The organism is Campylobacter magnus (genome assembly GCF_028649595.1).
Taxonomy (GTDB): Bacteria; Campylobacterota; Campylobacteria; order Campylobacterales; family Campylobacteraceae; genus Campylobacter; species Campylobacter magnus.
The window spans coordinates 1-12,314 of the sequence record NZ_JAQSLK010000010.1 but is presented as its reverse complement, the minus strand read 5'-3'; the positions used below and the strand labels follow the sequence as shown (position 1 = coordinate 12,314).

Annotated in this window: 9 protein-coding genes and 2 pseudogenes; 8 read left to right on the top strand and 3 right to left on the bottom strand. The window is 34.2% G+C overall.

Translation table 11 applies throughout. The features are described 5' to 3' along the window. Nucleotides 1-280 (top strand): annotated as a pseudogene (locus tag PTQ34_RS08725) (YigZ family protein); the annotation flags it as partial. Nucleotides 281-530: 250 nt separating this feature from the next. Here PTQ34_RS08725 and PTQ34_RS08720 read toward each other — a convergent pair. After that, nucleotides 531-1,415 carry a helix-turn-helix domain-containing protein gene (locus PTQ34_RS08720; protein WP_273933209.1) on the bottom strand — a complete coding sequence of 295 codons (885 nt, stop codon included), beginning with the start codon at nucleotides 1,413-1,415 and terminating at the stop codon, nucleotides 531-533. Between the two features lie 119 nt (nucleotides 1,416-1,534). Between PTQ34_RS08720 and PTQ34_RS08715 the strand changes: the two genes are divergently transcribed. The 5 genes from PTQ34_RS08715 to PTQ34_RS08695 all read left to right on the top strand — a co-directional run bounded on the left by PTQ34_RS08715 (nucleotide 1,535) and on the right by PTQ34_RS08695 (nucleotide 3,544). Next, nucleotides 1,535-1,930: a TonB-dependent receptor plug domain-containing protein gene (locus PTQ34_RS08715; protein WP_273933207.1), complete on the top strand. Its 396-nt coding sequence runs from the start codon at nucleotides 1,535-1,537 to the stop codon at nucleotides 1,928-1,930. A 123-nt stretch (nucleotides 1,931-2,053) separates the two neighbouring features. Then, nucleotides 2,054-2,488 carry a TonB-system energizer ExbB gene (gene exbB / locus PTQ34_RS08710; RefSeq protein WP_273933205.1) on the top strand — a complete coding sequence of 145 codons (435 nt, stop codon included), beginning with the start codon at nucleotides 2,054-2,056 and terminating at the stop codon, nucleotides 2,486-2,488. After that, nucleotides 2,469-2,843: a TonB system transport protein ExbD gene (gene exbD, locus PTQ34_RS08705; protein WP_273933203.1), complete on the top strand. Its 375-nt coding sequence runs from the start codon at nucleotides 2,469-2,471 to the stop codon at nucleotides 2,841-2,843. Before exbB ends, exbD begins: the two co-directional genes overlap by 20 nt. Nucleotides 2,844-2,846: 3 nt before the next feature. Next, the gene (locus PTQ34_RS08700; protein ID WP_273933202.1) at nucleotides 2,847-3,248 is read left to right on the top strand and encodes a hypothetical protein; all 402 of its coding nucleotides are present in this window, start codon (nucleotides 2,847-2,849) and stop codon (nucleotides 3,246-3,248) included. A gap of 29 nt (nucleotides 3,249-3,277) precedes the next feature. After that, nucleotides 3,278-3,544, top strand: a complete 267-nt coding sequence (locus tag PTQ34_RS08695) for an energy transducer TonB (RefSeq protein ID WP_318532622.1) — start codon at nucleotides 3,278-3,280, stop codon at nucleotides 3,542-3,544. 195 nt (nucleotides 3,545-3,739) lie between these two features. Here PTQ34_RS08695 and PTQ34_RS08690 read toward each other — a convergent pair whose 3' ends face one another. Next, nucleotides 3,740-4,909 carry an MFS transporter gene (locus PTQ34_RS08690; protein WP_273933201.1) on the bottom strand — a complete coding sequence of 390 codons (1,170 nt, stop codon included), beginning with the start codon at nucleotides 4,907-4,909 and terminating at the stop codon, nucleotides 3,740-3,742. Nucleotides 4,910-5,057: 148 nt separating this feature from the next. Here PTQ34_RS08690 and PTQ34_RS08685 point away from each other — a divergent pair, with 148 nt between their 5' ends. Together PTQ34_RS08685 and gyrA are read left to right on the top strand one after the other, a co-directional pair. Further along, on the top strand, nucleotides 5,058-9,089 hold the full coding sequence (locus PTQ34_RS08685) for a restriction endonuclease subunit S (RefSeq protein ID WP_273933200.1): 4,032 nt from the start codon (nucleotides 5,058-5,060) through the stop codon (nucleotides 9,087-9,089). 116 nt (nucleotides 9,090-9,205) lie between these two features. Then, nucleotides 9,206-11,857, top strand: coding sequence for a DNA gyrase subunit A (gyrA, locus tag PTQ34_RS08680; protein ID WP_273933199.1), 2,652 nt, complete (start codon nucleotides 9,206-9,208; stop codon nucleotides 11,855-11,857). Nucleotides 11,858-12,034: 177 nt separating this feature from the next. Here the strand turns inward: gyrA and PTQ34_RS08675 are convergent. Beyond that, a pseudogene (locus PTQ34_RS08675) lies at nucleotides 12,035-12,314 on the bottom strand (YigZ family protein); the annotation flags it as partial.

The window sequence follows — 12,314 nt, the reverse complement described above, 5'->3', positions numbered from 1 at the left end:
TATCGGAGGACTGGTGCGAGCCTATGGTGCTAGCGTAAATGAAGCTATAAAAAGCGCAAAAGACATGGGAGCGCTAGAATTTTTTGAAAAAAAAGAAAGCTTAAAGGTCTTTGTGCCCTTTGCCTTGATTTCACGCTGCGAGCATTTTGCCAAAACTCAAAATATAAACTTTAGCCAAGAGTTTAGTGCGGCAGGCTGCGATTTTAGCTTTAGCATAAATAAAAGCCAAAAAGCAGAACTTATAAAATTTTGCGCTACTTTAAATATAACAATAGCCTAAAATTTAGAATTCCTAGCCAAAAATACCCCCTAACCCCTAAAAAACCATAGGAATTCTAGAATTCCTAGAGCAGAGAACCACAGCTCAAGCTGGGGGATGACATAGTAGGGAATTCTAGAATTTTCGTCATTGCGAGCAAAGCAATCTTTAAGGAATTCTAAATTTATCCAATTCCAGATTTGTGCTGCCATCTAAACTTTGCGCTAGCGGCTGTAAAAATCTAGGGAATTCTAGATAAAAATACTTTTGGCTAATCTTTAAATTTGCTCGGAGTAAAGCCAAAATGCTTTTTAAAAGCAGAACTAAAATTGCTAAGTGCGCTAAAACCCAGCTTAGAAGCTACGGATTTTAGATTTTGTCCATCGCTTATTAGCTCTTTTGCTTTTTGCATTCTAAGCTTCGTGCTAGCTTCGTGTATAGTAGAGCCAAAAAAGGCTTTAAATAGCGTTTTTAGCTTGCTTTCGTTTAAACCAACTTTATAAGAAAGCTCTTTTATACTAAGTGGATTTGCGTAGTTTTTTTCTATGATTTTATAGGCATTTTCAAGCATTTCTCTCTCTATTTTTGAAATATTTATTATCTTAGAATTTTCAAGGTTTTTTAACTCATTATCTAAAATTCCAAAAATTTTAGATTTTAAAAACAAAGGGCTAGGCTCTTTGCTAAAAAAGATTTCTTTTGCTAAAAATATAGTATCAGGCAGGCATTTTGCCTCGCTTATGAGCTTTGAGTTTTTTGAATTTAGAATTTTTTTTAGTATTTTTGGACCTGCGTGATTTTTTAAAAAATTTGCCCCTACATTTATGATAATATTTTTTAATTTTGAATTACCATTAAACTGAGAATAAAATTTTCCCTTATAAAGCACGCTAAAAATACAATTTCCACTTTTACAATCAAGCTTGAACTTGCAATTTTGGCAAGTATAAGAATCCCCAAGTGTGATATTTAGGCTAAATTTCTTCTCTTTTATATCAAAACTAACCTTTGTATCATTAAAAATATCAAAATTATTTATGATAATTTCAATCTTTTCATTTTCTTCATAATCAATCTCATAGTATTTACACTGCGAGATAGCACACTTTTTATCAATAAAAAATTCGCAATTGTGGCATTCTTTTTTAGCTGACATAAAAATTCCTTTTTAATAACAAAAAATATCTTTTTTTATAAAAAAAGTATTGAAATCTATTATCACTTTTGGCATTATACCATTTTTTTAAAATAAAATATCCAATAAGGGAGAAAACAATGACAAAAAGAGCCTTGTCTTTAAGCGTAGTTTGCACAGCACTTCTAAGCGCAAACGAACAAAAACTAGATGAAATCGTAGTAACTGCTAGCGGTTATGAGCAAACAATCAAAACCGCCCCAGCTACTGTAAATATCGTAGATCAAAAAGAAATCAAACATACCCAAGTCCGCCAGCTAGGCGATTTGGTTAAATCAGTCCCTGGAATCAGCACCACGGTAGAAAAAACAGGCACAAAAGGCATACAAATCCGTGGGTTTAGCAAGGACTACACTTTGCTTTTAGTAGATGGCTTTAATGCCACAGGTGGCTTTATATCTCCAGCATCTTTGATAGAAAGAGTTGAGATAGTAAAAGGTCCAGCAGGTGGCAAATACGCAAGTGAGGCGATATAATGTACGAGTTTTTAGAGCTTAATACAGAAGATATAGGGCGAGTTTTGTTTTTAGCTTACTAAGCCCTATAATTGTAATTTTAGCAGCCAGCAAAATAGCTGATTGAGCTAATAAAGGATAGAAATGAACGAAATTTTTGAGTTTGGCAAAGAATATGTAGATTATATAATTTTTGCAATTTTGGGCTTTATGAGCTTTTTGGTGGTGCTTTTTAGCGTGGAGAGAGTTATTTATTTTATGCGTGTTAAAAAGGCTGATTTTAAGAGCAAAGTAGCTTTTGAGAGAGCCCTTACAAAAAACATGACAACGCTATATATAATATACCAAAATGCTCCATATATAGGGCTTTTAGGCACGGTTTGTGGGATAATGATCACTTTTTATGATATGAGCAAAAGTACTAATATAGACGCTCTTGTCGTGGTCTATGGACTATCTCTTGCCCTTAAAGCCACAGCCCTTGGAATATTTGTAGCAATTCCTACTTTGATGATATATAATGCCTTTGGTAGAAAAATTCAAGTATTATTAAGCGAGTATGATAATGATGCCAAATGATAAAGGTGGGCTAAATATAGTCCCATTTATAGACATTATGCTTGTGCTTTTGGCTATTGTGCTTAGTATTTCTACTTTTATTGCTAATGGGCAAATAAAAGTAGATTTGCCCACAGCCAAAAACGCAGTGGCAAGCAATGATGAAAAGCATGAAATTACAATTTCAAAAGATAGTGAAATTTTCTTAAACGATAAAAAGCTAGACATCATAAACAAAGCTTTTGATGATATAGAAAACTCTCAGCTAATCGTGCTAAAGGTAGATAAAGACACTCCATTTGAGAGCTTTGTAAAAGTGCTTGATGAGCTAAAAAGCAAAGGGCATGAAAATCTAGCAATAAACGCAAAAAGGTAAAAAATGAAAAATAAAATTGGTTTAATTTCTGGTTTTATGATTTCTGTTTTTGTTCATTTTGGGATTTTGCTTTTTGCTTTTTTGTTTTTAAAAGAGCAAGCACCGATTCAAAAAAAGCTTTTTCATTCAATTTCTTTAAATGATTATATAGTGCCACAAGTGGAGCAAAAAATAGAACAAAGCGCAGCGCAAATAGAGCCAGAAAAAGCTATAGAAAAAGAGCAAATGGAGCCAGAAAAAGTTATAGAAAAAGAGCAAATAGTCCCTAAAAAAGTGCAGCCAAAACCTATGCCAAAAAATATAAAAAACTCTCAAACCCCAAAAAGCTCAAAAACACAGCAAACAGCCCAAAATGCTGTCATAAATAACGCCATAAATAACGCGCCCCCAAAAAAGAGAATTTAGCCCAAAGCCTAGCAAAAGAACAAGACAAAATCGCCGCACAAATATATAAAATAATCTCAGCCTACATAATCAAAAACTACCCAAAAGACGCCCTAAGACGCAATCAAAGTGGTAGTGTGTTAGTTAGCTTTAATTACAATTCATCAGGCGTCTCAAATGCGCAAATTTTACAAAGTTCAAATATAAAAAGCCTAGATAAAGCAAGTCTAGATGCAATTGAAAAAACAAAGCATTTGTTCCCTAAAACAAACAAAAACTTTGCTTTTACATTGCCTGTTCGCTTTGCTATAAAATAAGAATTCTAGATTCTCTAGCTAGATATAAAAACAATCTAGAATTCCCTAAACTAGAATTCCCTAAACTAGAATTCCCTAAACTAGAATTCTTAAAACTAGAATTCTTAAAACTAGAATTCCTAGTAAAAATACCCCCTAACCCCCAACCAGCGGATGCGAAGCAAAAAAACCATAGGAATTCTAGAATTCCTAAATCTAGAATTCCCTAGATTTTTTTGTGTTTTTAAAAGCTCTTTTGCCTACAAAACGACCAAAAAATGTAATAACAAGCAAAAGTCCGCTTAAAAAAACATAAAAGCCTATAAAGCCCCAAGCCCCAAAAGCACTCATCAAAAAGCCTAAAATAGGCGCAGCAAAAAGCGAGCCAAGCAAATAGCTAAAAAGCATTGCCCTACTTGCTAGGATGTATTCTCTTTTGTCTGTTATAGCGTCATTTGCGATAGCTAGGCTAAGCGCATAAAGCACAAAAATCCCAGCCCCAAGCAAAAAAACCGCTACAAAAATAATTTTTGGAATTCCAAGCAAAAAGGCTGAAATCAAGCTTAAAAAACTTGCTAGAAGCAGAGCATTTACCCTGCCAAACTTATCACTCACTACCCCGCAAAGCAAATGTCCGCAAGCCCCGCCAACCATGCTAATAGCGATAAATACTGCCACGCTACCATCACCCAGCCCATAAAGCAGAGCAAACACGCTAGCCATGCTAAAAAAGCCATTCATACAAAGCCCACCGATAAAATCGCTAATGAGCGCAAGCTTTGGTGCGCTAAATATATTTGGCAGGCTGATTTTTGCCCTTGGTGGCACCAGTGGTGTTTTTAGTGCTTTTAGATTTAGCGGCAGCAGCGCAAGGACGATAAAAACTGCACTTAATATAAGCGTTTGCTCCACACTAAGGCTAAAAGCGATAAAGAGCGCCCCCACGCCAAAACTAGCATAAAATAGCGTCTCATAAATACCAAGCACACGCGAGCGAATAGAGTTGCTTACGCTTGCATTTAGCCACACCTCTATAATCATCACAATGCTATAATACGCCAGTCCCATAAAAAAGCGCAAAACGCCCCAAAAAAGCAGATTATTACTAAGCGCACCAAGCAAGGCTGAGAGCGCAAAAATAGCGCAAAATACGCTAAATGCACGCTCATACCCACAAGCACTAATAAGCCTATGCGAAAAAATCGTACACGCCACAGCCCCAGCAAAAAAGCAGGCATTAACAAGACCGATTTGCTCTTTGCTCGCCCTAAATCCATCTAGCAAGACCCCAGCTGAGCTAACTAGCAAACCATCAGCAATGAAAATAAAAGCAGACGCCACGCACAAAGGCAAAAGCGCAAAATAAATAATACCAATTCTATTCATAAAAACTCACCCGGCTTTTTTGCGCTATTATAGCACATTTGATAGGCCAGCAAGCCGGAATTCTAAAATTCCCTAATAAAACTAAAATTCCGTAGTAAATTCTGCTTTATTTTTGCTAAAATTGCGAAATTTTTTCAAAGGCTAATAAATGATCACAAAAGATAATTTAAAAGAAGTTTTATTAAGCTTGGGTTTTAGCAAAAGTGGCGATATTTTTAGCAAAAATTACGCCGCCTGTGGGAGCATTAGCGTAGATTTTAAAACTGAAAAAATCATCTATCCAAAAGAAATAAAAAAAGGTGATGAAACTACTTCAAACTTCTCTCATCCTGAAAATTTCGTAGTATTAGAATGTGTAAATCGTCTACTTGAAAAAGGCTATAAAGCAAAGCACATTGAGCTAGAACCAAGATGGAAGCTAGGGCGAGAGAGCAAAACAAGCGGAAAAGCCGATATTTTAGTAAAAGATGAGCAAGATAATGATTATTTAATAATAGAATGCAAAACACCTGGGATTGAGTTTAATAAAGAATGGAAAAATATGCAAAGCGATGGTGGTCAGCTTTTTTCTTATTTAGTACAAACTCAAAATACTACTTCTTTCTTATGTCTTTATGCTAGTAATTATGAAGAAGAAAAAATTACTTATAAATCTTATATCATAGAAACCAAAGATAATAAAAAATCTTTAGAGTTTATTAATCTAGATTTAAAAAACGATGAAAGAAAATTAGGTTTTGATGAAGTAGGGACACAAATAGAAAAGTTTAATGTATGGAAAAATACTTATGGTGCAGGTTATACCACGCAAGGGCTTTTTGAAAAAGATATTATGGCTTATAATATAGGCAAAAATAATTACACAATAGATGATTTAAGTCCTGTTACATTTAGCGATATTAGAACTATTTATAATGATTTTGCTACTATTTTACGAAATAATGCGCTAAATGACTATGAGCATACTTTTTATACTTTAGTTGATTTATTTTTATGTAAAATTGTAGATGAAAAATACAATAGTGATAATTTACAATTCTATTACAAAGGAATTACAAGAGATAATCCATTTGATTACTGCGATAGGCTTTTAGATCTATACGAAAAAGGTGCTAGTGAGCTATTTGACAAAAAAGTAATAAATCATAAAACTAGTGAAATAGAAACCATTTTTAAAAAATATAAAAGATATATGGGCAAACTAAAAGATGAAATAGAAAAAATTCTTAAAGAGCAAAGATTTTATGCTATTAGAAAATTTGATTTTATAAAAGTAGAAAATCCTGATGATTTTGAATTAAATTTTAGAATTTTAATTCAAATTGCTAATTTAATTCAAAATATAAAAATTTCAAGCAGTGATAGCAATGCCAATCAGTTTTTAGGTGACTTGTTTGAAGGCTTTTTAAATCGCTCAATTCATCAAACAGAAGGTATGTTTTTTACACCTACGCCTATTACAAATTTTATTATTCGCTCATTACCAAAACTAGAAAACAAAAATCCTAAAATTCTAGATTATGCTTGTGGTGCTGGGCATTTTTTAAGCGAATATATACAATACAATAAAAACCAAAATGCTAAACTTTTAGGTATAGAAAAAAATTCTAATCTTAGCAGAGTAGCAAAAATTGCTACTTATTTTTATAATGATAATGCTAAAATTATTTTTCAAGATACTCTAAGCATAATAAACGAGAAAAAATCTTATTTTAAAGATTTTTTAAATAATAGCTTTGATTTAATTATTTCAAATCCGCCTTATAGTGTAAAGGGTTTTTTATCCACCTTAGATACAATTGATATAAAAAGATTTAAATTAGCAGATGATATTGATGCAAAAGCTTATGATACAAATAAATCTATTGAGTGTTTTTTTATAGAAAGAGCAGAGCAATTTTTAAAAGAAAATGGCTTGATAGCGGTTGTCTTGCCAATTTCTATGCTAAATAAAGAAAAAGAAAATATTTACAGTAGGACGAGAGATATCATTTTTAATTCTTTTGAAATTTTAAGCATTATAGAACTTGGTGCTCGCACTTTTGGTTCTACTGGAACTCAAACTTTTATATTATTTGCCAGAAAAAAAACAAAAAATATTGATGATTTGATAGCCTGCTTTAAAGAAAATAATTTTGATTTAGATATATTATCAAAAGAATTTGAAAATGCTTATTGCGTAGAAAAGTATTGCGAATTTAGGCAGATTAATAAAGATGAATTTTTAGATTTTTTACGCTCAAATATAATTTCAGTTAGGCTTGATGAATATTTCAAAGAGCAAAGAGAGCTTTTTAACGATGATAAAAAGAATAAGGATAAAGGTAGATTTAAAAAAGTAGAACCAAAAAAATCCGAGATTCAATCAGCTTTTGAAAATAGCTCATATTATGATTCTACTCATACAGGTAAAGACAAAAAGCAAGATGAGCAAGATTTCTTAGCTAGTAGTGAATATAGTGATTTTATAAATGATTTTTTTGAAAAGCAATTTATAGAAATTTGTAAAGAAATAGAACTTGAAAAATTAAGCCTTTTTGCTAAAACTATAAATAACGAACTAATTGTAGTAACAGCACCAAATCAAAAGAATAAAAATGAAATAATTAAATTTTTAGGCTATGATTGGAGTACTAGAAAAGGTGATGAGGGTATAAAATATCAAAGCTCAAAGCTTATAAATGATGAGCTAAAAGAAAATAGTGATGATAGTGATGACGAAAAGAAAAACAAAGAAGCCTTAGCAAATCTAAACTCAATCAAATATATCAATACATCCTTATATAACCCACAAGATGAAAATGACAAAAGCAAAATAAATTATATTTTACGCTCATTTTTTAGCGGTAGCGATGAAGTAGATAAGCTTATAGAAAATTTAGAATTAAGCCCTGATGGTTTTAATATTTTTAAAACACATTTAAGCTCTTTGATTAATTTTGATATGGTTAAATATTCAAATGCGATAAATCTTAGTCTGGCAGCAGCAAATAATGTAAATATAACTTCGCCATTTGAAAATTCTAAATATCAGCTTGTAAAACTTGAAAATACTTTAAATAGTTTAGGTAAGGGCAAAAGACCAGCAAGTTTTGAAAATAAAGATGGTTCTATACCTTTTTATAAATCTAGCTTTGAAGTTTTTAAATGTGATATAGCAGATTTTAACACAGAAGCTTTGATTATCGGTGATGGTGGAACAGCAAATATAAATTACATAAATGGAAAATTTTCGGCATCAGACCATAGCTATATTTTTTCAAGCAAAGAAAACTCAATTTTAAAATTTATATTTTTTATAATAAAATCAAATCTAGCTATTTTACAAAGTGGCTTTAAAGGAATAGGAATTCAAAATATAGCAAAATCATACATTGAAAACATTAAAATTCCTTTACCGCCGCTTGATATTCAAAAGCAAATCGTAGCAGAGTGTGAAAGTGTAGAAAGTGAGAATTCTAGAATTCTAAATGAAATCGCAGAGCAAAAAGAGCAAATAAACAGGGTTTTAGCAAAAACTGGAATTTTAAATGTAGAATTCCAAGACAACGAAAATCTAAAAGACCTACCAACCCCGCAAGACTATAACCTAACCGAGTGGAAAAGTGTTAAACTTGATAGATTGATTGAAGCCAAAGGTGGTAATACTTTCCCAAAAGAATTTCAAGGCAACTCAAATAGTAGCCAAAATGCTTTTATAAAAGTATCAGATATGAATTTACAAGAAAATTTAAAATTTATAAATATTAGCAATAATTATGTTAGCGATGAAGTGGTAAAAAATTTAAAATTGACAATATTCCCTATCAACACTATTATATTCCCAAAAGTAGGTATGGCAATACATACAAATAAAAAGCGTATGCTTAAAATTCCTAGCATTATTGATAATAATACTATGGCGATAAAATCTATAAATATAGAAAAATTAAATCAACAATTTTTATTTTTAATTTTTGAAAATATCGTAAATTTAAAAGATATTGCTAGTAATTCCAACCCACCATCAATAAATAATTCAAATTTATATAATTATCAAATTCCATTACCACCACTTGAAGCTCAAGAAAAAATCGTCCAAGCAATAACAAGCATTGAGCAAAAAATTTCTAGCTTACAAACCGAGTTAAACTCGCTAAATGGCAAACAAAAAGAAATTCTAGAAAAATATTTATTTTAAAGCCTTTTTAAATCTAGAATTCCTAGGGAATTCTAGATTTACTTAAAACTAAAATTTAGATATATTTAGATATAATCTAAGCTTATTTTTTAAGCAAAATCAACCAAAGGGCAAAAATGCTAGAAAACAGCGATATACAAATCACCAGCATAGAAGACTCTATAAAAGCTAGTTATCTTGATTATTCAATGAGCGTAATTATAGGCCGCGCTTTGCCAGATGCCAGAGATGGCTTAAAGCCTGTTCATAGGCGTATTTTACACGCTATGAACGAAATGCACCTAGGCAAAAGCGCAAAATACAAAAAATCAGCCGCTATCGTAGGTGAGGTTCTAGGTAAATACCACCCACACGGCGACACAGCAGTTTATGACGCTCTTGTGCGCCTAGCGCAAGACTTCTCTATGCGAATTCCAGTAGTAGATGGGCAGGGAAACTTCGGCTCTATTGACGGAGATGGCGCAGCAGCTATGCGCTACACCGAGGCTAGAATGACAGCTTTAACTGAAGAGCTTTTAAAAGACATTGATAAAGACACAGTAGATTTTATCCCAAACTACGATGATAGCCAAAGCGAGCCAGATGTACTCCCAGCGCGTGTGCCGCACCTACTACTAAATGGCTCAAGCGGTATTGCTGTCGGCATGGCTACAAATATCCCACCACACAGCTTAGATGAGCTAATTGATGGACTTTTAGTCGTATTAGAGGATAAAGAAGCTAGCCTAGAGGCTGTAATGGAGCATATAAAAGGCCCTGATTTTCCAACAGGTGGAACGATATTTGGCAAAAAAGGCATAATCGATGCTTACCGCACAGGCAGAGGCCGCATAAAGCTAAGAGCCAAAACTCACATAGAAAAAAAGCCAAATAAAGATGTAATAGTAGTAGATGAACTACCTTATCAAGTAAATAAAGCAAAGCTTATTGAAACCATAGCCGAACTAGCCAAAGAAAAAAGCATTGAAGGCATAGCAGAAGTGCGTGATGAGAGCGATAGAGAAGGAATTCGCATGGTAATCGAGCTAAAACGAGATGCTATGAGCGAAATCGTGCTAAACAACCTATATAAAAGCACGCAACTAGAAATCACCTTTGGCGTGATAATGCTAGCGATAAATAACAAAGAACCAAAGATTTTTACACTTTTAGAGCTTTTAAAGCTATTTTTGCACCACAGAAAAACCGTCATCATCCGCAGGACTATATACGACCTTCAAGAAGCTCGCAAAAGAGCCCATATCCTAGAAGGTCTTAAAATCGCCCTTGATAACATAGATGAGGTAATCGCACTAATCCGCACTAGCCCTGATTATGATAGCGCAAAAGCAGGGCTAATGAGCCAGTTTGCCCTAAGCGAGGCGCAGAGCAAAGCAATACTTGATATGCGCTTAAGCAAGCTTACAGGCTTAGAGCGTGAAAAACTAGAAGCCGAGCTAGATGGGCTAATGAAGCTAATCGCTGAGCTAGAAAGCATACTAAAAAGCGAAGAAAAAATCGAAAATATCATAAAAGACGAGCTACTTGATATAAAAGAGAAGTTCAAATGCCCTCGCAAGACTGAAATCGTAGATGACTACGATGATATAGATATAGAAGATCTAGTGCCAAATGAAAACATGGTAGTAACCATAACTCACAGAGGATATATCAAGCGTGTGCCAAGCAAGCAGTATGAAAAGCAAGCCAGAGGTGGCAAAGGTAAGGTCGCAGTTACTACCTACGATGATGATTTTATCGAGAGTTTTTTTACTTGTATGAGTCATGATACGCTGATGTTTGTCACTGACAAAGGTCAATTATACTGGCTAAAGGTCTATAAAATCCCAGAGGGCAGCCGCACCGCAAAAGGCAAAGCCGTAGTAAATCTAATAAGCCTACAAGATGATGAAAAAATCATGGCTATCATCCCTACAAGCGATTTTGCGCCAAATAAATCACTAGCATTTTTCACCAAAAACGGCATAGTAAAACGCACAAATCTAAGCGAGTATAAAAACATCCGCTCAATCGGTGTGCGTGCAATTAAACTTGATGAAAATGACGAGCTAGTAACTGCGCTCATAGTAGAAAACGAAGAGGGAGAAATAGTGCCTAGCATAGATGGAGAGGAAAACGCTAGTCTAGATATTAGCTTAGAAAACGAAGATCTAGGCGCCAATCCAGACGAGATACTAGGCGAGGTGCTAGGCGAGCAAAATAGCGATGAGCCTAGCAAAATGATCCTAATCGTAACTCGCAAAGGTATGTGCGTGAAATTTCGCCTAAATAAAATCCGCCAAATGGGCCGCGTAAGCCGTGGCGTAAAAGGCATAAGCTTCAAAGAAAAAAATGATAGCGTCGTAGGCGCTGCCTTTATAGAAAGCAACGACCAAGAAATCCTAAGCGTAGGCGAGCTTGGAATTGGTAAGCGTACCACAGCCGATGAATACCGCCTAACAAACCGTGGCGGCAAGGGCGTAATCTGCATGAAGCTAAATGACAAAACCGGCGACCTAATAGGCGTTGTAATGGTAGATGAGCGTATGGATCTCATGGCACTTACCACAAGCGGCAAGATGATAAGGGTAGATATGCAAAGCATACGCAAAGCCGGTCGCAACACCAGCGGCGTAAAAGTCGTAAATGTAGATGGCGAAAAAGTAGTCTCAATCGCTAGTTGCCCAAAAGAAAGCGAAGAAGAAAGTCTAGACTTTGATAGCCCAGCCAGCGAACAAGAGAGCCAAGACTTTGATAGCCCAGCCAGCGAGCAAGACACGCAAGAGTGATTATTTTAGAATTCCCTAGAATTAATCTAGAATTCCTAGTGAAATTTGCTTAGGAATTCTAGAATTCCCTAGTCCTTGTCATCCCCCAGCTTGAGCTGTGGCTCTCTACTCTAGGAATTCTAGAATTCCTATGGTTTTTTGTGGTTAGGGGGTATTTTTGGCTAGGAATTCTAAATTTTAGGCTATTATTATATTTAAAGTAGCGCAAAATTTTATAAGTTCTGCTTTTTGGCTTTTATTTATGCTAAAGCTAAAATCACAGCCCAGCGGGCTAAACTCTTGGCTAAAGTTTATATTTTTAGTTTTGGCAAAATGCTCGCAGCGTGAAATCAAGGCAAAGGGCATAAAAACCTTTAAGCTTTCTTTTTTTTCAAAGAATTCTAGAATCCCCATGTCTTTTGCGTTTTTTATAGCTTCATTTACGCTAGCACCATAGGCTCGCACCAGCCCTCCGATG